The organism is Streptomyces pallidus (ex Mingjun et al. 2026), from assembly GCF_051550185.1.
Taxonomy (GTDB): domain Bacteria; phylum Actinomycetota; class Actinomycetes; order Streptomycetales; family Streptomycetaceae; genus Streptomyces.
The window spans coordinates 879,793-900,667 of sequence record NZ_CP196181.1 but is presented as its reverse complement, the minus strand read 5'-3'; the positions used below and the strand labels follow the sequence as shown (position 1 = coordinate 900,667).

13 protein-coding genes and 1 tRNA gene are annotated in these 20,875 nt (G+C 76.5%); 7 read left to right on the top strand and 7 right to left on the bottom strand.

Annotated elements, in window-relative coordinates:
• The first annotated feature begins 92 nt into the window (after nucleotides 1–92).
• Genes ACSHWO_RS03730 through ACSHWO_RS03710 form a run of 5 tightly spaced genes read left to right on the top strand, consistent with a single transcriptional unit; the run spans nucleotide 93 to nucleotide 9,590 of the window.
• The gene (locus ACSHWO_RS03730; RefSeq protein ID WP_438310036.1) at nucleotides 93–2,867 is read left to right on the top strand and encodes a lantibiotic dehydratase; all 2,775 of its coding nucleotides are present in this window, start codon (nucleotides 93–95) and stop codon (nucleotides 2,865–2,867) included.
• 38 nt (nucleotides 2,868–2,905) lie between these two features.
• Nucleotides 2,906–4,045, top strand: a complete 1,140-nt coding sequence (locus ACSHWO_RS03725) for a lantibiotic dehydratase C-terminal domain-containing protein (RefSeq protein WP_438318902.1) — start codon at nucleotides 2,906–2,908, stop codon at nucleotides 4,043–4,045.
• Nucleotides 4,042–5,844 carry a hypothetical protein gene (locus tag ACSHWO_RS03720; protein WP_438310035.1) on the top strand — a complete coding sequence of 601 codons (1,803 nt, stop codon included), beginning with the start codon at nucleotides 4,042–4,044 and terminating at the stop codon, nucleotides 5,842–5,844. Before ACSHWO_RS03725 ends, ACSHWO_RS03720 begins: the two co-directional genes overlap by 4 nt.
• Nucleotides 5,841–7,841, top strand: a complete 2,001-nt coding sequence (locus tag ACSHWO_RS03715) for a TOMM precursor leader peptide-binding protein (RefSeq protein WP_438310034.1) — start codon at nucleotides 5,841–5,843, stop codon at nucleotides 7,839–7,841. The genes ACSHWO_RS03720 and ACSHWO_RS03715 overlap by 4 nt, the downstream gene beginning before the upstream one ends.
• Nucleotides 7,842–7,883: 42 nt before the next feature.
• Nucleotides 7,884–9,590: a thiopeptide-type bacteriocin biosynthesis protein gene (locus ACSHWO_RS03710; RefSeq protein WP_438310033.1), complete on the top strand. Its 1,707-nt coding sequence runs from the start codon at nucleotides 7,884–7,886 to the stop codon at nucleotides 9,588–9,590.
• 10 nt (nucleotides 9,591–9,600) lie between these two features.
• On the opposite strand, the gene ACSHWO_RS03705 is transcribed toward ACSHWO_RS03710, so the two are convergent.
• Complete coding sequence (locus ACSHWO_RS03705) at nucleotides 9,601–9,858, bottom strand: LapA family protein (RefSeq protein ID WP_385804235.1); 258 nt, start codon at nucleotides 9,856–9,858, stop codon at nucleotides 9,601–9,603.
• Nucleotides 9,859–9,973: 115 nt separating this feature from the next.
• On the opposite strand from ACSHWO_RS03705, the gene ACSHWO_RS03700 reads away from it, so the two are divergent.
• Together ACSHWO_RS03700 and ACSHWO_RS03695 are read left to right on the top strand one after the other, a co-directional pair.
• A tRNA-Gly gene (locus ACSHWO_RS03700) sits at nucleotides 9,974–10,046 on the top strand.
• A gap of 3 nt (nucleotides 10,047–10,049) precedes the next feature.
• A complete protein-coding gene (locus ACSHWO_RS03695) occupies nucleotides 10,050–12,467 on the top strand; it encodes a hypothetical protein (protein ID WP_438310032.1) in 2,418 nt (805 codons plus the stop codon).
• Nucleotides 12,468–12,482: 15 nt separating this feature from the next.
• Here ACSHWO_RS03695 and ACSHWO_RS03690 read toward each other — a convergent pair whose 3' ends face one another.
• From ACSHWO_RS03690 to ACSHWO_RS03665, 6 genes are all read right to left on the bottom strand, one after another.
• Entirely contained in the window at nucleotides 12,483–13,823 is a 1,341-nt protein-coding gene (locus tag ACSHWO_RS03690; protein WP_438310031.1) for a S28 family serine protease, read from the bottom strand.
• A gap of 192 nt (nucleotides 13,824–14,015) precedes the next feature.
• On the bottom strand, nucleotides 14,016–14,168 hold the full coding sequence (locus ACSHWO_RS03685; RefSeq protein ID WP_438310030.1) for a hypothetical protein: 153 nt from the start codon (nucleotides 14,166–14,168) through the stop codon (nucleotides 14,016–14,018).
• A gap of 388 nt (nucleotides 14,169–14,556) precedes the next feature.
• Nucleotides 14,557–16,785, bottom strand: coding sequence for a protein kinase domain-containing protein (locus ACSHWO_RS03680; RefSeq protein WP_438310029.1), 2,229 nt, complete (start codon nucleotides 16,783–16,785; stop codon nucleotides 14,557–14,559).
• Between the two features lie 159 nt (nucleotides 16,786–16,944).
• Nucleotides 16,945–18,111, bottom strand: a complete 1,167-nt coding sequence (locus ACSHWO_RS03675; RefSeq protein WP_438310028.1) for a substrate-binding domain-containing protein — start codon at nucleotides 18,109–18,111, stop codon at nucleotides 16,945–16,947.
• Nucleotides 18,112–18,121: 10 nt separating this feature from the next.
• Complete coding sequence (locus tag ACSHWO_RS03670) at nucleotides 18,122–19,168, bottom strand: ABC transporter permease (protein WP_438310027.1); 1,047 nt, start codon at nucleotides 19,166–19,168, stop codon at nucleotides 18,122–18,124.
• Nucleotides 19,165–20,754 carry a sugar ABC transporter ATP-binding protein gene (locus tag ACSHWO_RS03665; protein WP_438310026.1) on the bottom strand — a complete coding sequence of 530 codons (1,590 nt, stop codon included), beginning with the start codon at nucleotides 20,752–20,754 and terminating at the stop codon, nucleotides 19,165–19,167. Before ACSHWO_RS03665 ends, ACSHWO_RS03670 begins: the two co-directional genes overlap by 4 nt.
• Between the last annotated feature and the right edge of the window lie 121 nt (nucleotides 20,755–20,875).

Here is a 20,875-nt window from a genome sequence, read left to right as displayed (position 1 = left end):
ACAGCACCACCGCACGCGCACCCAGAGCCTCCCGCCGCACCCCGCGTGCGGCGGGAGGCCCGCGCACCACCACCGACAGGACGGGGAACCCCATGCCGCAGCCGTATTCCACGGCCGTCGCCGACCCGACCACCGGCGTCGGCGACCGCGTCGGTGCCGACGGCTACCGGGTCCGGTCGGCACCCTACGCGCTGGCCCGCGCCACCGTGCTCGCCCACCCGGCCGAGGATCCGGCCGCGACCGCGTTCCGCGCCCTGCTCGACCGCCTGCACCGGCTCGACGCACAGCTGCTCCACACAACCGGTCCGCTCTGCGACGACCTGCACGACAGCCGGGACGGCCACCCCGCCGACTTCCACCGCGACGTCGTCCTCCCCCTGCGCCGCGCACTGCACAACGGCCGCGAGCCCCGGCCGGCCCTGCTGGCCCGCCTCGGCGACCTGCCCGACCGGATGCCCCGGCTCGCCGCCTGGATCGACCTGCGCGAGAGCCGCCGCGCCCTCCTCGACGGGCTCGACGCCGCCGCCGAACGGGCCCTGGCCGCCGAACGCACCGCCCTCGCCGCCCTGTGCCGCGACCCCGCCCTGGCCCGGGCCGTCGCCCTCACCAGCGCCGACCTGCACCGGGCCGTGGCCCGCGCCGCCACCGGCGCGGCCGACCGCCGAGCCCGCAAGGAGGAGGCCAGCGTGCTGCGCTACGCCCTGCGGGCCAGCACCAAGACCAGCCCGCTGTCCTGGTTCACCGCCGTCGGCTGGGGTCCCCTGCGCCCGGACCCGGTCCCCGCCGCGCCCCCGACCGGTTCGGTGCGCTCCTGGGGCGCCGGGACCCGCTTCGACGGCCCCTTCCGTGCCCTGGTGCAACCCAACCGCACCCTGACGGCCGCCCTCACCCTCGCCCTCCTCGACTCCCCGCACCGCCGCGCCGGACTCCCGCACCGCACCACCAGTACCGCCCGCATCACCGACGGGCGGGCCACGTACTCCCGCGCGCGGTCCTCCTTCGCCGGCGGCCGCTACCTCGTCCCCGGCGAGGACGAGGCGGAACTGGCCTACGGCGGACCGCTGCGCCTGGTCACCGAGCACACCCAGGCCGCCGCCGTGCCCCTGGACGAGCTGACGCGGCTGCTGGCCGCAGCCCTCAACGGGGCCGGAGGCGAGGCCTCCGCCGCAGCCGGCGCCTTCCTCGACCGCCTCGGGCAGGCGGGCCTGCTGATACCTGACGACCCGGTCCCGCCGCAGGACGCCGAACCCCTCGACCGCCTCGCCGCATGGCTGCGCGAGACCGCCGCCGCGGCGCCCGGCGAAGCGGACCGCGCCGCCGACGCCGCCCGCGCCGACCGCCTCGCCGAACTCGCCCGGGACACCGCCGCGTTCGCCGACGCACCGGCAGCCCGGAGGCCCGCGCTCCTCGCCTCCCTGTCGGAGCGGTGGACGGCGGAACTGGCCGACGCCGGACGCCCCGTCCCGGCCGTCTCCGCGCCCCTGACCGTCCTGTCGGAGGACGTCGTCGCCCCGCACCCGCTCGAACTCGACGGCCTCCTCGGCGCCGCCGACCACGAGGCGCTCGGCGAGGTCACCGCCCTCGCCGAACTCTTCGACCTGGGCCACGTCGTACGCCGCGTCATCCGCGACCGCTTCGTCGAACGGTACGGGCCCGGCGGCCGCTGCGCCCACCCGTGGGAGTTCGGCGCCGACGTGGCCGAGGCCTGGGAGACCGCCGGCAGCCTCGCCCTCCTCGGCCCCGCCGGCCGTGACGCCCTGCCCACCGGTGTCGCCGAACTGGCCCGCCTGCGCGCCGAGGCGGCCGACCGGATCCGGGAAGCCGCGGCCGCAAGCGCGACCGCAGCAGAGGGCGGCGGTCAGGGCGGTGCCGCGGTGGCCGAGGAGGTCGTGCTGCCGCCGGACCTGCTCCGCGGACTCGGCGACCGGCTGCCCGGCTGGGCCGTCGAACGGCCGATCAGCTACTCCTACTTCCTCCAGCGGGACCCGGCCCGCGGCCTGCTGTGCGTCAACCACGTGTACGGCGGCTGGGGCCGCTTCACCAGCCGGTTCCTCGACGCGCTCGACCCGCGGGCCGCCGCCGAGGTGTCCGGGCAGATCCGGCGCGGTCTCGGGCCCGCCGCCCGCGCCGCGCAGATCCGGCCCGTCGGCGGGTTCAACGCCAACCTCCACCCGCTGCTCGTCCCCGACGAGATCGGGCCCGACCGCAGCCGGGCCTCCCTCGCCGAAGCCGACCTCGAACTCGTCCACGACACGGCCGCCGACCAGGTCCGCATCCGGCTCAAGAGCACCGGCGAACACCTGGACGTGCTCTACCTCGGCTTCCTCGCGCCCGTCCTGCTCCCGCGCCGCATCGGGGCCCACCTGTGCGACCAGCCCCACGGCGTCGTCGACCTCAGGGCGCTCGCCCCCCGGCACACCCTCACCGCGCCCGGCGGCCGCGTAGCCCTCACCCCCCGGCTGCGCCACCGCCACGTGGTGCTCGAACGCCGCCGCTGGCTGCTGCCGCCCGGTGTCGTCCGGGAACTCCGCGCCGACCTCGGCGCCGCCGGACCCGTCCCGGCGGAGGCCGTGGCCCGCTGGCGCGCCCTGCTGGACCTGCCCGGACAGCTCTTCCTGCACCCGGCCGCCACCGCACCCACCGGCCGTGCCGCCGAGGACTTCCTGGCCCGGCTCGACCGCCCGAAGCCCCAGTTCGTGGACCTCGGCAACGCCCTGCACCTGCGCTGCCTGCCCAAGTGGCTCTCCCGGTACGCCGACGGCGCCGTCCTCGAAGAGGCGCTGCCCGCCCCCGGCGGCCTCGACGTGCCCACCCGCGCGGTCGAGCTCGTCCTGGAGGTCTACCGGGCCGGACGGAGGCAGCGATGACCCGCCGACAGACGACAGAGGAACGGAGCGTGCCAGGCATGCAGCCCCAGGACGACGGCGCCCGCGATGTGGTCGCCTACTACCACCACCCCCTCAAGGCACCCCTGTTGAGGGAGGTGATGCTCCCCCTCGCCGAGGCCTGCACGGCGGACGGCCTGGCCGCCCACGTCGAACGGCACTGGCTGCACGGACCCCACCTGCGGCTGCGCCTCCAGGGGCCGGCCGCACAGGTGGACGCCGCCGCCGGGGCCGCTGCCGGCCGGATCCGCGACTGGCTCCGAGCGCACCCCTCGAAGGGCGACCTCACGGAGGCCGAGCTGCTGGAGCGGGCCGCCCAGGCCGGGCGCAGCGAGCTCGTCCCGCCGCCGTACGGGCCGATCGTCCCCGACAACACGGTCCGCATCCAGGCCGTCGACCGCACCCCCCTCATCGGGCTGCTGGGGGACGACGGTGCCGACCTGCGCGACGACCTGCTGCGGGCCGGGATCCGTCCGCTGACGGCCGGCGCCGGCTTTCTCGGTGAGCACGGCGACACCCCGCAGGCACGGCTCCGGCTCGCCGTCACCGCCCTCGCGGCGCACGCCTGCGCCCACCCCGACGGCCTGGCCGGAGGCCACTTCTCGTACGTCTCCCACCTGGAGGACTTCCTCGTCCACGACGACCCGGACGGCCGGATCCGCAGCAGCTTCCAGCGCCACGCGGAACGCGCGGGGGACTCCGTCACCGCGCTCGTCGGCCGGATCGCCGAGGGCGGTGCCCAGGGCTGGGAACGGGCCTGGGCGGACTTCTCGGTGGGGGCCTGGCAGCTGGCGCAGAGCCGCCACGACGCGGGCGCCGACCTCCACGGCGTCCCGCTGGAGTACCGGGCGCGGGCCGCCGCCACCGGGGACGAGGAGGTGCACGCCCGCTGGAACCAGGACCTCCGCACCCGCTACAGCGAGTTCCACCGCCTGCTGCGCCGCTCCGACCCGCACGGCGCGATGTGGAGCCGCCCCGACTACCTGGTGTACCGGGCCTGCACCAACGCCCTGTACCGGCTCTTCGCCATCTGTGACATCCGGCCGCTGGAACGCTACCTCGCGGCGTACCTGGTCATCGGCACGGTTCCCGGGCTGACCGGATGCGACTGGCGGGCGGAGATCGACGCGGTCATCGAGGCCGTGGAGGCACGGTCATGAACACCGCCACCGCCACCGCTCCCGCCGTGCCCGTACGTCGGCTGCGTCCCGACGTCGCGGTGACCGTGGTGCGGGACGGCCTGCACCTGCGCGGCCGGCGGGGGAGCGTCACCCTGGAGGGCAGCAAGGCGCTGCCCACCCTGTGGCGGCTGCTGGAGAAGCCGTTGCGGGACGGCCGGCTCGAAGACCTGCTGGACGGCATCGAGCCGGACTCCGCCCTGCGGACCGCGGTGGACACCCTCCTGGGCCGGCTGGACGAGTACGACCTGCTCGTCACCGTCCCCGCCACCAGCCCTGCCGGTCCTGCCGGCTCGGCCGGATCCGTCGGCGGGTCCGGCTCGGTCGCCCCGTGGCTCGAAGCCGCGGCCGAGGACCCCGCCGCCGCGGCCGCGGCGCTGGCCACGACGCGGGCGCAGGTGGTGGCCGCATCCCCCGACGGGCCGCTGGCCAGGGCCGCCGGACGGGCACTGGCCGCGGGCGGGCTGCCCGTCTCGTACGCCGCCGACCCGGCCCTGCCCGCGGGCCGCATCCTGCTGTACACCCGCGGGGCCGGCCCGGACCGGGGCGTCGCGGCCGGGCTGTGCGGCGGGGCCGGCTATGCCACGGCCCCCGGCAGCGCCGCCCAGATCCGTGCGGACGCGACCGCCCTGGAGACACGGCTCGCCCAGGCCGCGGCCGCCCCTGCCGGCCCCCCGCAGCTGCACGCCACCCTGATCGGCGGCGCCGCGGCACACCGGCTGCTCTGCGCCGCGGCCGGCCTGCCGGACCCCGCGGACGAGGGCGAGGACGGGCGCCTGCTCCCCGGTCTGCCCGCGGTGCTCCTCGCGGACGCCCGGCCCCTGCGGGCCGAGTACCGCAGCTGGCTGGGCCCGGAACGCATCGACGCCGACCGGCGCGACGACCTGGCACCCGCGGGCACCCTCGCCGAGGCGCTCCGCCGGGTGACGGCCCTCGGCGACCGGCGGTGCGGGCTGCTGCCCGAGCCCCTCCCGGGGAGCCTGCCGCAGCTTCCCGTGCCGCTCGCGGCCTGCACGCCCTCCGGGGCCCGGCCCGCGGACGGCCCTCCGGTCCTCGAAGGCCCGGTCGGTGGTGCGCCGCGGCTGGACCTGGCGCGCCTGGAGGTGTTCTGCCGGGCCGCCGAACTGCGGTTGGGTGGAACCGGCTACACCGTCGGCGCCGACCCGGGCCACGCCGCGGGGCGCGCCCTGCGCGCTGCGGCGGCCGACCGCCTCGGGCGCGCGACGGACCGTACGGCCGGGGACCCGGGGGAGTGGGTCGGCCATCCGCAGGCCCGGCACTGGTGGACCACGCTGACGGCCCGCCTCGGCGTGTCGGCGCGCCTGGAGGTGTTCCGGGCCGCCCCGGGCGCGGAGGTCCACCACGCCGTGGTCCGCGGCACGGGGCCGGCCGCCCGCCCGGTGCTCGGCGAAGCCGTCGAGGCGACCCCCGGGGACGCGGCCGCCTTCGCCGCGCTCGCCGCGGTGTCCGCGCTCTGCGCGCGCGACGCCGGACTTCCGGCCGGGAGCCCGCCGCCGTCCGGCGGCGCCGTCGCCCCGCTGGCCGCCGCCGGAGTGCGCACGGCCGCCTGGGAGGACCCCGGCTGGACCGGCGGCTGGCTGGTCGACCTGGCCGGCCGCGAAGCCGCCTTCCAGACCGCGCTGCGCCGCCTGACCGGAGCGGACCGCCCCGCCACCGCCGGCCGGCCGCAGCCTGCGCTCCCGGCGGGGGCCCGGGAACTCGCCGACCGGCTGAGGGCCTTCGGCTTCACCGTCCTGCACACCCCGGAGGAGGAACGATGACGAAGGCGGCGGCAGCCGTCCCGGGCGTGAACGTCCCCCGCGACGAATCCGGGCCGCTCGGCGGCACCCTGGCGCCACCCGTGCTCGACGCCGGAGCGGCACTCGCGCTGCCGTCCGGCCGGGCCGCGGTCCTGCTGCCCCGGTGGACCCCGCGCCTCGCCGAGGAGCTGAGCCGGCACGCGCTGGGCCACCCCGTGGCCCTGGTGCCCGTACGGCTCGACGGCGCCCTGGCGGTGGTCGGTCCCGTACTGCGGCCGGGCGCGGCGGCCTGCCTGAGCTGCGCCGAGTACCAGCGGCTGGCCACGGCGGGCGGCCGGGTGCCGTGGCGCAGCCCCGGGTTGGAGCTGGCCGGCGTACTGTCCCCGGCGCTCGCGGACTGCGTCGGCGTCCTCGCACAGGACCTGCTGGACGGCGCCGACGGCCACGGTGGCACGGGCGGCGCCGACGGCCGCGACGGCGACGGTGGTACGGGCGGCGCCGGCGCCGTCGAGACCGCCACCGTGTACGTCGTGCACCTCGGCCGCGGCACCTGGTCCACCCACCGCCTCCGGCCCGTCGGCGGCTGCCCGGTGTGCCGCCCCCTCCCCCTGGACACGGCCGCCGGCGCGGACCCGCTCCCCGCCGGGCCCCGACCGCTGCCCGATCCGTACGTGCTGCGCGCCCCCAACTCCCGCACCACCGCGCAGGGCCTGCGCGCCGCGCTGTACGACGAGCGGTTCGGCCCGGTGCGCCGGCTGATGCGCGCCGAGGACTCGGCCTTCTCCCTGACCACCGCCGTCGTCACCGACGGCCGGGACCTGGACGACGGCGGGTACGGCAGGGCCCGCGACTTCGCCGACAGCGAGCGCATCGCCCTGTTCGAAGCCGTCGAGCGGTACGCGGGCATGCGCCCCACCGGCCGCCGCACCGACCTGCGGGCCTCCTTCGCCGCCCTGGGGCCCGACCGGGCCCTCGACCCGGAGCGGCTCGGCCTGCCCGACCCCGCCCACCACGGGCATCCCGCCGCACCGACCGTCCCGTACACCCCGGAGCTGGAAATGGACTGGGTGCAGGGCTGGTCGCTCACCCGGCAGCGGGCCGTCGCCGTCCCCGAGCACGCCGCCTACTGGGACGTTCCGGGACCCGACCGGCCGCGCGTGGTGTACGAGTCCTCCAACGGCTGCGGACTCGGCAACAGCCCCGAAGAGGCAGCGCTCTACGGCCTGTTCGAGGTCGCCGAACGCGACGCCTTCCTCATGGCCTGGTACGCGGCCACCCCGCTGCGCCGCGTCCAGCCACCGCCCGAGGACACCGGCACGGCCATGCTCGCGGACCGGGCGGCCCTGGCCGGCTACCGGCTGTCGCTGCTCGACGCGACCAACGACTTCGGCATCCCGGCGGTCGTCGCCGTCTGCCGGTACGAGGGGAACCACCCGGACGCGCCGCGGATGTTCCTCGCTGCGGGCGCCCACCACGACCCGCGCGCCGCGATCAGGTCCGCGGTGGCCGAGGTCGTCACCAACGTGCTGGAATCCGCGCACCGTTCCCTCGCCGAGGGCGGGCCGCGCGACCCCGAGCGGCTCCGACCGATGCTGGACCGCCCGGAGCTGGTCGTGGGCCTCGACGACCACGTCGGGCTCAACACCCTGCCCGAGGCGGGCCCGCGCCTGGAGTTCCTCCACACCGACACGCCCTGCGTGCCGGTGGCCGAGGCCTGGCCGGGGGCTCCCGAACCGGTCGGCGACCTCACCGACCTGCTCGGGGCGACCGTGGAGCGGCTCTCCCGGGCCGGCCTGGAAGTGGTCACCGTCGACCAGACGGAACCGGGGCTGCGCGACCAGCTCGGCCTGCACTGCGTGAAGGTCATCGTCCCGGGCTCGCTGCCGATGACCTTCGGGCACGTCAACCGGCGGACCCGCGGGCTGACCCGGCTGCTGGAGGTCCCGTACCGGCTGGGCCGCACCGCCCGCCCGCTGCGCCACGAGGACCTGGCCCTGCACCCGCACCCGTTCCCCTGACCCCGCACCCGCACCCGCACCCGCGAACGAGGACCGCACGCGATGACCACCGACACCTGGCACAGCCTCCACCTCTTCCTGCACTCCAGCACCGAGGACACCGACCGTTTCCTCCTCCGCGAGGTGGCCCCGCTCCTCGACCGGCTCACCGCGTCCGGCGGGGACGCCACCCGCTGGTTCTTCATCCGGTACGGCGAGGACGGCCCCCATCTGCGGATCCGGGCGCGCGGGCTGAGCGCGCCGGCCGCCGCGGACCTGGCGCAGGAGCTGGCGCGGGCGGCGAAGGACGTGCCGGCGGTGCCGGGCCCGTGGCCCTCCCGGCACGGGGAGGTCCGCGAGGTCGCGTACGTCCCCGAGACCGACCGCTACGGCGGCCCGCGGGCCCTCCCGGTCGCCGAGGAGGTCTTCGCCGCGTCGACGCAGGTGGCCCTGGACGCGCTGCGGGACCTCCATGCGGTCGGCGGTGCCGGAGCGGGCGCGGCGCGGCGGCTGACGCTCGCCGCGGACCTGGCCCACGCCACCGGGTACGCCCTCGGCATGGACCGGCTGACCACGGCCCGCTGGCTGCGCGGCCATGCGGCGGGCTGGCGGTGGGTCACCGAGGTGCCGCTGCTACCGGGCGCCTCCGTGCACGCCCGCGTCAACTCCGTCTTCGCGGGGCAGCGCACGGGCCTGGCGCGGCGCGCGGCGGCCGTGCGCGAACGCCTGGAAACCGGCACCGCGGCCGGCTGGCTCGGCCGTTGGGCGGACCGCGTCCACGAGGCCGACGCACTGCTGCGCGCCGGCGGCACCGCGGACGAGGAGCGGGCCACCACCCGCGACGCGACGGCATGGATCTGGGCCTCGCAGCTCCACATGCTGTTCAACCGGCTCGGCGTCACCCCCGACGAGGAGCGGGCGGTGTGCCGGCTCGCCGCCCGGACCCTGCTGGAGACCGACGAGCCGCCCGGCTTCTTCCCGCAGGGGCACACCGCGGCCGACGTCCAGTACCTGGAGCGCAGCAAGTTCCAGATCGGCCGCGGCGAGGACTCCGCGCTGCACGACCTCCCCGCCCCGCGGCCCGTCCCGCCGGGTCCGGAGTTCGCACTGCCCGCCGACCCCCTGCCGGACGTGCCGCTGGGCACCGTGCTCGTCGACCGCGCCTCGCTGCGCGGCGCGCTCGCCGGACCGCTGGACGCGGGCACCCTGGGCGCGCTGCTGTGGAACTCCCTCTCCGCGAACAGCCGCTCGGAGCAGACCCTGGCCGACGGCACGACCCGCACGCTCGTCCACCGCGCCTACCCGAGCGCGGGCGCCCTGTACACGGCCCGGGTCCGGCTGCTGGTGCTCGACGTGGCCGGGGTGCCCGCGGGCACGTACGACTGCGTGCCGGAGCGGCGGACGCTCAGCCGTATCGGCCCGGTGCCCGAGCTGTCGCAGATCAAGCCCCTGTCGACGTACCTGTCCCGTCCGTCGACGGACCCGGACTGGATCGGCGTCGACGGGGCGCCGATCGTCCTCGGCGTGTACGCGGACCTCGGCCTGCTGCGCCGCCGCTACGGACTGCGCGCCCTGCGCCTGGCCCTGCTGGAGACGGGCCACCTGGCCCAGACCCTGCTCCTGACGGCATCGGCGCTCGGCCTGGGCGGCACCCCGCTCGGCGGCTTCCACGACGACCTGTCCCACGAACTCCTCGGCCTGGACGACCTGGAGCAGCCGCTGATGTACCTGCTGCCCGTGGGCCGCCGCCCCGCGGCGGGGGACCGGTAGGGCGCCGCCGCTACCGGCGGGCGGCGCGGCGCCTGGCGAGGAACACGCCGAGGACCATGCCGACGAGGAGGGTGACGGTGAGGACCACCCAGAGGGGGACGGCGACGGTGGGGACCCACAACCTGACGGTGACCCGCCCGGTGTTGACGGCGATGAACCAGATGGCGAGGGCGGCCAGGACGACGAAGCCGATGGTGCGCAGGCGCACGGCACGGCCCTTGACGGTCAGCGTCGACGGCTGATGACGCGTTGAGCCCTTCGGTGCCATATGCCTCATTATCGAGCGATTCATCGCGTCGGGCGACCGGGCGGCCGGCCCGGCCGCCCGCCCCCGAAATCGTTTGCCGGGACGGGGCGCGCCTCCCTAAGGTCGGGCGTACCGACGGCGTGTAGCTCAGTCAGCAGAGCACCGGACTTCCTATCCGGGGGGCGCAGGGGCAGAACCTGCCACGCCGGCTTATGGACGAGACCGCTGACCAGCAGCCCACCACGCCCCGTACGGCGCCGCCGGCGCAGACCGCCACGGCCTCCCCGGCCTATGCCGCGGCCCGGCTGGAGCAGGCGCTGCGCACCTCCGCGGCCCACCCCGACGCGGCCGCGCGGGAGCGCGCCGAGGGCCGCGTGCGGCAGTGGCGGGCCGTGCTGTCCGGCATGGCCGCCGGGCGGCTGACCGTCGGGTCCCGCACCCCCGTCGCCGGGCTGCCGGCCTGGGTGACGCCCGAGGTGGTGCGGGGCGGCTTCGCCACCGGCACGCCCGCGGCGAGCGGTCCGCTCACCCCGTACGAGGAGGAGGCCGCGCACCGCGCAGGCCTTCCCGCGACCCGCGCCGAGCTGTTCGCGCACGCCCTGACCGAGGAAGGCCTCACCGGCCTGTGGGAGCTCCTGGACAGCGGCCGCTACGAGGTGGTGCTGCCGGAGGAGTCCGCACTGCTGACCGTGGCCTGGCTGATCCGGGCCGGCGACATCGACGCGGCGGCCGCGCTCGTCGCCGAGCTCCGGCCGTTCGCGGACCGGCTGCGCTTCCTGCCGCGCCCGACGGACCGACCGGCCGCCGACGCGGCCGCCGTGCACCGCCGCAGCGTCGGCGAGGTGGCGGGGCAGCTCGCCGCCCGGCAGCCCAAGGCGGCGGTCGAGGCGCAGCGGGAGGCACTGACCGTCTGGCGGCCGTTCGAGGACGACATGCTCGCCCACTGGCTGCGGTACGGCACCGGCACCCCGGACGCGGCGGGGACGGCAGGTGACGCCTCGCGGGCCGAGGCCGGCGCGCTGCTGGAGCGCTACCGGGAGCTCGCCGCCGCCCACCCGCTGTGCGGCAAGCACCGCGACCCGAAGTCGAACGCCGGCATCCTGCGCCGGGCCCTGGAGGAGACCGCCGCCGGACGGCCCGTCCCCGCCCGACTTGCCGGGCTGCTGCAGCACGCCGTGACCTCCATGGTCGCCAAGCGCGGCCTGCCGGGATCCGCCGAGCACACGCAGCTGCGCCGGAGCCAGGAGCTGCAGGCGGCCCTGCCCGCGCACCACCGCATCGCCGCCCTCGTGGCGCAGCGGCTCGCCCCGCTGGACCAGCGCGACGGAACGCCCGACGTGGAATCGCCCGTCGCCCCCGTCACCGAGGCGGAGGCGGACGCCTCCGGCCTGCCGGCCGGCACCGCGGTTCCGGAGCGGCTGCGGCAGACGGTGCGCTCCGCGCTGAGCGCCCCGCTGGAGACCCTGGTCGAGCAGGGCGTCGTACCGTCCGCCGAGGTCCTGGCCGAGCTGGTGCCGCAACTGGTGGCCGCGGCGACCGCCCAGCGCTACGGTGACCCCGCGCTGCGCACCCTGGCGGCCGCGACGTACCGCGCGTTCCGCAACCGCCGTTCGCTGCTGCTGCTCGACCTCGCCCACCAGGTCCGGGTGGAGGAGCTGCCCTGGGTGCGGGCGCTCGCCGCCCACGGCACCGAGGCGGACGCCGCCGAGCGTGCCCGGGGCGCGGCCGGCGCCGCCCTGCGGCAGCTCGGCGAGCTGGCGGTCGGCGCGTTCCCGGGGACCCTGCTGCCCAACCCGCTGGTGCGCGAACTGTCCCAGCTCGCACGGCAGGCTGAGCTGGCGGAGGCGCCGTTCGTGGAGGAGCTGGCGGCCGACATCTTCATGGGCGCCTTCTCCCCGAAGTTCCTGACCGCCGCCCGGGTGGCCACCGACCTCCTGGACGGCACCCTGTACGCGCGCTACTACGGGATCGACGGTGCGGCGGTGCGGAGCATGGCGGTGGTCCAGGCCGCCGAGCGCCTCGCCCGGGACGCCGGGGCCCGTACGGCGGCGGGTCCGGCGACGGCGCCGGCCTTCGCCGGGATGTGCGCCGAGCGGGCCGATGCCGCCCGGGACCGCTCGGCGGGTTCCGGAGGCGGCGCTTCCAGGTCGTGGTCGCCCGCCGCGAACGGCACCGTCATCGAGCAGGCGCAGATCCTCACCACCCACAACCTCGCCGTCCTCGTCCGGCACGCCGGTATCGCCCCGGCGGCGGGCTGGGAGGCCCTGGCCCGGGCCTGCTTCACCACCGCCTGCCGGCTGGTCGCACGGGTGGAGGGGCACCCGCGCCCGCTGGCCACGGTGAAGGACGCGGCCTACGCCTGGCGGCAGATGCTGTTCCACCTGTCGCTGTGCACCCCCGACCGGCAGGCGGCCTTCGTGGAGTGGGCGGCAGCCGAAGCCGCCCGTCGGCCGTGGCACACGGCCGCCCGCCTCGGCCCGGCCTTGGCCGGGCTCCGGATGGTCGCCGCGGGCGGCGCGTTCGGAGCGGACGGGACCGCGCACGGCGGCCTGGCCCGCCGCTTCCTGGGCTGGAGCACCGACGGTCACTGGATGTGCCGCCGGACACCGCCCGGACCGGCCCACCCCTGACCGGCGGCCCGCAGCTCACCCCCGGCCGGCACCGGTCTGCCCGGCCCAGCGGCGCAGCGCGGCCGTGGCCCGGTCCGCATCGGCCGGGGGCAGGCCCTTGACGGAGACGTGGTGGCTGCCGTCGCCCACCTCGAACACGTACGAGTCGCGCGTGCCCCTGCCGAGCCGGAAGGGCTCCGCGACCGACACGTCGTTCTGGCCGTTGACGAACATCAGCGAGCGGCCGTCGGCCCGCACCCATCGGTCGATGTCGGCCATCGCTCCGCGCTGGAAGTGCAGGGGTATCTCCCGCGGCACGTAGGACCGGAGTTCCTGGAGCCCCGGGTGGCGCAGCAGCCCCTCCAGGTACGGGGCGGAGAACGTGGCGTACCCGAGCTGGGTGCCCAGCTGGTAGAAGTACGGGGTGTAGGGCTCCAGCGACTGGTCGGTGTACACGGGAAGCAGCGTCACCCCGGCCACCCACGCGTAGAGCGCGTCATCGGAGGCGTCGGCCCCGGGCACCGTGGCGCAGGCGTCCGCCGGCTGGTGCATCCAGAACATCATCGGCAGGCGCAGCACGGCGAGTTCGAACGCCCGGTCCGCACTGCCGACGGTCCGGAAGGTGGCCTTCTGCTCCTCCGCCCAGCGGCCGTACCGTTGCGTCATCGCCTCGCGGCGCATCAGGGCCTGCCGCTGGACCTCGATGAGGGCGGCCCGGCACTCGGGGGTGCCGACCCGGGCCAGGCCGGCGTCGTAGGCGCGGTCGTCCCGGTCGTCCGTGTTGTTGGGCGCCGAGTACGCGACCGTGCCGGCCACGTCGTCCGGGTAGAAGCGGCGGTGGTAGACGGCCGTCATCCCGCCCTTGCTGCCCCCGGTCGATATCCACGCCCCGCGGTACAGCTGCTTGAGCGCGGCGACCAGACGGTGGTGGTCGCTGGCCGCCTGCCAGATGGTGAGCGTGGACCAGTCCTGGTCCGCCGCCTTGGACGTCCCGAAGAACCGCTGCTCGGTGGTGATCTGATTGGCGTCCAGCAGCACCGTCGGCTCCGTGGGGCGCTGCGGCGTGGACCCCAGGTCGTAGCCGCTGCTGTACAGCACCATCGGGCGGTCGACCGACTTGTGTACCAGCGTCAGCCGCTGCTCGAAGGAACCCCGATCGGGGCGGTGGTGATCGATGGGCTGCCGGAAGGCGAGGTCGAGGACGGTCTGCCCGTCGGTACCGGGGCGTTCGCCGACGAGCCGCATGCCGGGAACCGCCGCGATCCGGGCGCGGATGTCGTCGTCCAGTGGGGCGGCCCCGGCCGGGGCCGCCAGTCCGGTGAGGGCCAGCACCGCCACCGCAGCCGCGGTGACCAGGCGTTTCATCGTGATCTTCATGTCTCCAGGAAACCCGCCCGGACAGCTGTCGCGGATCCCCCGTGCGAGGAAGCGGTCTCCCCCGTACGGGGGAGGACGGCCCCGGCAGGCAGGCGAGAAGGTGGCAACCGGACGGCGTGCCCACGCCGCCGCCCGCCCGTTCGGGCCGCCCGCCCGCCCGCCCGCCGGGGCACCGGGACCTCCCGACCCCCCTCAGCCGGTTCGCACCAGCAGCTCCCGGCCCAGCCGCCTCGCCGTCAGGTCCGGGAGCGGCGTGCCGTCGCACAGGAAGCCGGAGACGACACGACGCGGGGAGCGGGCGATGCGCTCCACGGCGGGTCGGGCCGCTGCCGGGAGCAGGCGCATCCCCACCAGGGCGCGCAGCGCACCCAGGTGCGGCTCGTGCAGGTCCCGGCCGCGGGCCCCGCATCCCCCGTGACGCGGGCCAGCGCCGTCGCCGTCGCCAGGTCACCGGCCCCGGCGCCGGCCCGCATGGCCGTGGCGGCCGTCGCCGAGTAGACCGACCCCTGGTGGCAGAGTGACGAGGACAGCTCCTGCACCGCCCGTCCCGTACCTGCGGGTCCGCCGAGCCGGCCGCCCGCAGCAGCTCCGGCCCGCCGTCCGTCGGCCCGTAGCCGTGTTCGAGCGCGGCCCAGAGTCGATGGCGTCGGTTCCGTCCAGCACCCTCGCGACCCCACGGCGCAGCGACCGCCCGCGGCCACGGCGGGTGCCATGGCCGCGGGCGGGCGCCGGGTCAGCGCCAGGACGGATGGCCCTCGGTCGCCGACGAGGTGGTGAGGGAGCGGGAGTCGGTGCCGTCCGCGCGGACCGCCCAGATCACCGGCTTCTCGTACGGCCCCCGTACGAAGGCGAGCCAGGTGCCGTCCGGGGACCAGGCCGGGTCCATCTCGTGGGCGTCGGTCGCCACCAGGGCCCGGTCACCGGTGCCGTCGGCGCCGACCACACGGATGTCGCCCTGGGTCCCCCGCCCGTACGTCCCCGCGGTGTACGCGAACGAGCGGCCGTCCGGCGACCACACCGGGTCGAGCGCCGGGTGCGGCAGCCGGGTCAGCTGCTCCGGGGCGGCTCCCGCGGCCTCGGCGTCCACCGCATGGATCTGCCAGTCGTCCTTGCCGGACTGCATGCAGAACGCGATCCGCTTGCCGTCCGGCGACCATGCGGGGTCCTCCACGTGGGCGGTGCCGGAGGTCACCTGACGGGCGGAGCCGTCAGCGACGTTCACGACGAACAGCTGCTGTACGCCCTTCTCGGCGCGCAGCACCGCGAGCCGGCTGCCGTCAGGCGACCAGGACACCCGGCCGCCGGCGATGGCCGTGATCCGCCGTGCGTGCGAGCCGTCGGCGTCGGCCGTCCAGACGGCCGAGCCCTGCGCGGTGACCTGCGTGTACGCGAACGACCGGCGGTCCGGGGACCACTGCGGGAGCATGGCGCAGGCGTCCCCGGCGGTCAGCCGTACGGGGGCTGCGGCCCCCGGGTCGCGGCGGGAGATCACCCCGTGGCAGTCCTGCGGCCAGCCCGCGGCGGTGTCCTGACGCACCAGCACCGGCGCGGTCGGGAACGCGGCCGGGCCGGCCGACGCGGACGGCGGGGCGGCGGAGGCCGTGGGGCCGCCGGACCCCGTCGAACCGTGCTCCTCCGCCGAACCGAGCCACGGGCGCCACACCAGGAGGCCCACCGCGGACAGCGCGAGCAGCACCGCCGCCGCACGCACGGCGGTGGTACGGCCGGGCCGCCGCTCGGCGGGCTCCCGGGGCACGGCGGCCTCCGCCGCCCCGGCCCCGCCGGCCCCGCCGGCAGAGCCGACTGCGCCGGCTCCCGCTCCGGTCTCGGTGACGGCCTGTGCATCCGCAGGCCGGTCGGGACCGGGCGCCCCTGCCACCGCGGGCGTCGGCAGCGACGTGCCCTCCGCCTCCGGTACGGCCGCCACCGCCACCGTCGCGGCGGCCACAACGCCCGGGTCCGCCAAGGGCGGAGCGCCCGAGTCCGCCACGGTGCCCGACCGGTCGGCAACCGTGCCCGGAGCCGGATCCTGAGCGGGTGTCGGGTCCTCGGCCCGCGTCGGATCCCGAACCGGTGTCGGTTCCGGGGCCGCCGCCTGCGCGGGGTCCTCGCCGCGCAGCAGGGCCATGGCCGCGTCCGGCAGCCAGCCCTCCGCGGGCCAGCGGACGGTCAGCCGGCGCAGGAAGTCCCCCGAGGTGGGCCGGCCCGCCGGGTCCTTGCGCAGGCAGTCGGCGACCAGCCCGCGCAGTTCCTCGGGGACCGCGCTCAGGTCCGGCTCCTCGTACACCACCTTGTAGTGCCGGGCCGTCGCCGGGCCGTCGCCGAACGGCGAACCGCCCGCGGCCTGCGTGAGGACGACGCCGAGGGCGAACATGTCCACCGCGGGCGTGATCGCACCACCGGTGAGCTGCTCCGGCGACAGGAACCCCGGGGTGCCCACCTGCATGCCGGTCTGCGTCAGCGCCGTACCGTCCAGCGCGCGGGCGATGCCGAAGTCGATGACGCGGGGGCCGTCCTCCGCGATGATGATGTTCGCCGGCTTGAAGTCGCGGTGGATCACCCCGGCCCGGTGGATCGCCTCCAGCGCCTCCGCGAGCCCCGCGGCCAGCACGGTGAGCGTGTCCACGGGCAGGGCCGTGACCCGCGCCAGCACCGTGGCCAGGGTCGGCCCGGGCACGAACGCGGTCACCAGCCAGGCGGGGTCGCCGTCGGGGTCGGCGTCCACGACCGGAGCGGTGTGGAAGCCGCCGACGCGCCGCGCCGCCGCCACCTCGTCGGCGAAGCGGCGCCGGAACCCCGGCTCGGTGCTCAGCTCGGGGCGTACGACCTTCACGGCGACGGCCCGCCCGGACGGGGAGCGGCCGAGGTAGACCACGCCCATGCCGCCCTGGCCGAGCCGGTGGGTCAGCTGGTAGCGGCCGTCGCCGACCGAGTCCGGATCGCCCGGTCCCAGCGGTTTCATGTGTGAGCACCCCCGTTCCGCACCGTGCGCGGGTGCTGCCCTTTCCCTACCGGTCGCGCCGCCCGGCAGTCAAGCCGGGCCGGGAGCCCCGACGACCTGCCCGCTTGCCCGTCGCCGCGCAGGGCCCGCGGCCCCGCGCGGCCCTGCGCGGCGCGCGCGTCAGCGCCGCCAGATCTGCTCGTACGCCTCCCGGTAGCCCTCGGGGTCCCAGGACGTTCCTCCCCTGCTGTTGTCGGCCGTGACCACGTGGACGGGGGCGACGTAACCGCTGGGCGGGCTTCCCGCGAAGGCGCGGTTGAACTCGTCGACGATCTGCCAGCCCTGCTGCGTGAGCGGCTCGGGCACGGTCGCGGCCTGGAACTGGCCGCCGTTGATGCGCTGGAACGCGGAGGGGTCGCCGTCGCCCGCGCCGATGTTGAACGGGGGCCCGTCGCCGGGCTTCCCGGCGGCGCGGAAGGCGGGCGCGGCGTCCGCGAAGTAGAGGTCGTTGATGGCGACGGAGTGGGTCCAGCCCCGCCCGAAGCGGGACAGCAGGGAGGAGACCTCCTGCGGGGTGCGCTGGCTGGCGTCCGGAATGGGGATGTTCTCGTACGTGAGGAGCTTCACCCCGGGGCAGCGGGCGAGCTGCCCCTTGATGAGCTGGGCCTTGAACCGCGCGAACGGGATCGAGTCGTCGGTGAAGACGACGACGCCGGCGCCGCCGTCGGACCGGGCGATCACCCAGTCGGCGCTGATCCTCGCGACGTCCTCCACCCGCGTGGTGACGTTGGTGAAGAGCTTGGGGCTAGCGCTGGGACCGGGTGAGCTCACCGCGTGCCAGCCGATCAGCGGGATGCCCGCCTCCTCGGCCCGCGCCACCTGCTGCGAGGTGAGACGGGGGTCGAAGCCGCCGATGACGATGCCCGACGGTTTGAGGGCGACGGCCTGGCTGAACGCGGCCTGGATGCCGGCCGGGGTGCCCTCGCCGTCGATGACCCGGACGTTCCAGCCGATGGCTGCCGCGGCCTCCTTGACCCCCTTCGCGACTCCGGCGACCCCCGGGTTGGTCATGGTCTGGGCGACGTAGACGAGGGTCTTGTCGGGGACGGCCGCGGGGCCGCTGCGCGGGCCGCGCCAGGCGGTGTCGGTGCGTTCGGCGGCCTGCACGGCGGCCCTGGCCTTCCGCAGGGCCTCCGGGCAGCCGTCGGCCGCGGGCGCGGTCGCCGTCGCGCGTCCGCTCGCGGTCGCGGTCGACGGGGCCGAGCCCCGCTCGCAGCCCACCAGCAGGCCCAGGGCCGCCGCCCCCAGGGCCACGGCCGCGACGGCGGTCTTCCGGTACGGGTACACGGTGCTCCTGTCACTGGGTGCGCCGCCCACCGGCCACCCGCTCCGGGCGGTCCGGCGCGGCCGTGGTGCGCAGCCTCCGGCGGGACGAGTAGCCGGCCAGGCCGACCGCGATGAGCAGGGTGGCGCCGTTGAACAGCGGTGTGGCCCAGAACTCGGCGCCGAGCTGGCGGATGCCGGCGAGGCCGACGGCGAGCAGCGAGACGGCCACGAGGGTGCCCACGGCGTTGGCGCGGCCCGGTTTGATGGTGGTGGAGCCGAGCAGTGCGCCCACGAAGGCGGGCAGCAGGTAGTCCAGGCCCACGCTCGGGTTGCCGATCTGCTGCTGCGCGGCGAGGAGCACCCCGGCGAAGCCGACGACCAGACCGGAGCAGGTGAAGGCCTGGACGCAGTACGCGCGCGTGGGGATGCCGAGCATCCCGGCGGCGCGCGGGTTGGACCCGATGACGTACAGGTACCGGCCGAACGGCAGCCGCTCCAGCAGCACCCAGAGGACGACGACGACGGCGAGGACGTAGAAGGCGGGAACGGGCAGGCCGAGGAACCGGGAGTCGTACAGGTCGGTGAAGCCGGGCGGAAGGCCGTCCGGGCCGGGCACGATCCGGCTGCCGTCGGTGAGCCAGCCGGTGACGGCGTACATGATGCTGCCGGTGCCGAGCGTGGCGATGAGCGAGTCGATCCGGGCGAACTCGACGACGACGCCGTTGACGGCGCCGACCAGGGCGCCGCCGAGGACGACGGTGAGGCAGGCGAGCGGCCAGGGCCAGCCGGAGTCGACGACCAGGTACATCACCAGGACGTGCGCCAGCCCCAGCCCGTAGCCGATGGACAGGTCGAACTTGCCGGTGGCGATGGGGACGGTCACGCCGAGCGCGAGGAGGGCGGGGATCGACTGGTTGGACAGGATCGCCGAGACGTTGTCCAGCGTCGGGAAGGTGTCCGGCAGGATGACGGAGAAGACGAGGAAGAGCAGGACGGTGAGGGTCAGCAGGCCGTAGGTCCCGATGAGGTGCCCGCGCAGGTGGCCCGGCAGGGAGCGGTGCGAGGACGGGAGGGTCACGGGGCCGTCGCGCTTCCGGTGATCGCGGGCATGGCCGAGGCGGTCCGGGTGAGCTCCCGGACGCAGAGGGCCTCCTCCCGCAGGTCGGCGGCCACCGCACCGCGTACGAACACCAGGGCGCGGTGGGCGAGGTCGGTGACCTCCTCGAAGTCGGAGGAGACGAGCAGGACCGCCAGTCCGTCGGCGAGCGCGTCGTCGATGAGGCCGTGGATCGCCGCCTTGGCACCGACGTCCACGCTCGCCGTCGGCTCCTCCAGGACCAGCAGCCGCAGGCGCCCCGTCAGCCACCGTCCGACGACCACCTTCTGCTGGTTGCCGCCGGACAGGGTCGCGATCACGGCCTCGCTGTCGCGGGGGTGCACCGCGAACCGGTCGATGAGGGCGGTGGTCTCGGCGCGCTCCCGGCGCGGCCGGATCCAGCGCCACGCGGGCACCCCTGCGGCCCGCGGGTTGGCGAGGAAGTTCTCCCGGACGGTCAGTTCCGCGGCGCAGCCCTCCTCCTGGCGGTTGCCGGCCACGAACCCGACACCGCTGCGCAGGGCCGCGGCGACCGAGCGGGGCCGGTACGGGCGGCCGTCGAGCAGTGCCCGCCCGCCGACGAGGGGCAGCACGCCGGCGAGAGCGCGGCCGAGGTGCAGGTGGCCGGCGCCGGTCAACCCCACCAGGGCGACGGTCTCGCCCGCGTGCAGGTCCAGGCTGACGGGCCCGGTGCGGTCGGTCGTCACTTCCACGAGGCTGAGGACGGGCCGCCGTGCTGCGGATCCGGCGGAAGACGGAGAGGGAGGAGCGGAAGGGGACGCGCCGGTCGTCGGCTGTCGCCGGGCCGGCTCGGCGCCCGTGATGTCCTGGACGAGGCGGGCGGGGTGGTACGGGGCGAGGGGCCCGTGGCTGACGAGGCGGCCGTCGCGCAACACGGCGAAGGCGTCCGCGACCTGGTACACCTCGTCGAGCCGGTGGCTGACGTAGAGGACGCCGTGCCCGCGGTCGCGCAGGGCGTGCAGGACGTCGAAGAGGCGGGTGGAGTCCGCGGCGGGGAGGGTGGCGGTCGGTTCGTCGAGGACGAAGAGCTCGGCCCGCTGCGCCAGGGCGCGGGCGATGGCGACCAGGGAGCGTTCGGCGGGGGCGAGGTCGGCGATCCGGGCGTCGGGGTGGAGGTGTCCGGCGACGGTCTCCAGTGCCTCGGCGCAGCGCTCCCGGGTCCGCCGCCAGGAGATCAGGCCCCGGCGGCGCGGGTAGCCGGTGCCGAGGGCGATGTTCTCGGCGACCGTCATCCATTCCACCAGGCCGAGCTCCTGGTGGATGAAGGACAGCCCCGCGGACGCGGCGTCGGAGCCGAGCGGGTGCCCGGCGACCGTCACCTCGCCCGCGTCGGCCCGGTGGACCCCGGCGAGCACTTTGATCAGCGTGGACTTGCCGGCGCCGTTGGGGCCGAGCAGGGCGAGGACGCTGCCGGCGCGGATGTCGAGGTCGACCCCGTCCAGTGCGACCGTGCCGCCGAACCGTTTGCGCAGACCGCGTATCCGGACGAGCGGCTCCGCGCCGGGGCGGTCCGGCGGGATCGTCGAGGGGGCGGAACTGTCGTGCACGGACGTCTCCGGGGCCGGCCTGAGGGGTCCTCACCTCGTCGGTGAGGGTTGTTGAGGATGTTAATCCGACGGGTGGGGCAATCGCGGGCAAATCAGTGCCTTTTGGGCTCCAATGGTCGAG

Excerpts from the sequence above, each read along its gene's own strand:
- ACSHWO_RS03715 (WP_438310034.1), top strand. The coding sequence starts at position 5,841 with ATGACGAAGGCGGCGGCAGCCGTCCCGGGCGTGAACGTCCCCCGCGAC.
- ACSHWO_RS03710 (WP_438310033.1), top strand. The coding sequence starts at position 7,884 with ATGACCACCGACACCTGGCACAGCCTCCACCTCTTCCTGCACTCCAGC.
- ACSHWO_RS03725 (WP_438318902.1), top strand. The coding sequence starts at position 2,906 with ATGCAGCCCCAGGACGACGGCGCCCGCGATGTGGTCGCCTACTACCAC.
- ACSHWO_RS03705 (WP_385804235.1), bottom strand. The coding sequence starts at position 9,858 with ATGGCACCGAAGGGCTCAACGCGTCATCAGCCGTCGACGCTGACCGTC.
- ACSHWO_RS03695 (WP_438310032.1), top strand. The coding sequence starts at position 10,050 with ATGGACGAGACCGCTGACCAGCAGCCCACCACGCCCCGTACGGCGCCG.
- ACSHWO_RS03720 (WP_438310035.1), top strand. The coding sequence starts at position 4,042 with ATGAACACCGCCACCGCCACCGCTCCCGCCGTGCCCGTACGTCGGCTG.
- ACSHWO_RS03690 (WP_438310031.1), bottom strand. The coding sequence starts at position 13,823 with ATGAAGATCACGATGAAACGCCTGGTCACCGCGGCTGCGGTGGCGGTG.
- ACSHWO_RS03730 (WP_438310036.1), top strand. The coding sequence starts at position 93 with ATGCCGCAGCCGTATTCCACGGCCGTCGCCGACCCGACCACCGGCGTC.
- ACSHWO_RS03680 (WP_438310029.1), bottom strand. The coding sequence starts at position 16,785 with ATGAAACCGCTGGGACCGGGCGATCCGGACTCGGTCGGCGACGGCCGC.
- ACSHWO_RS03685 (WP_438310030.1), bottom strand. The coding sequence starts at position 14,168 with ATGCGCCTGCTCCCGGCAGCGGCCCGACCCGCCGTGGAGCGCATCGCC.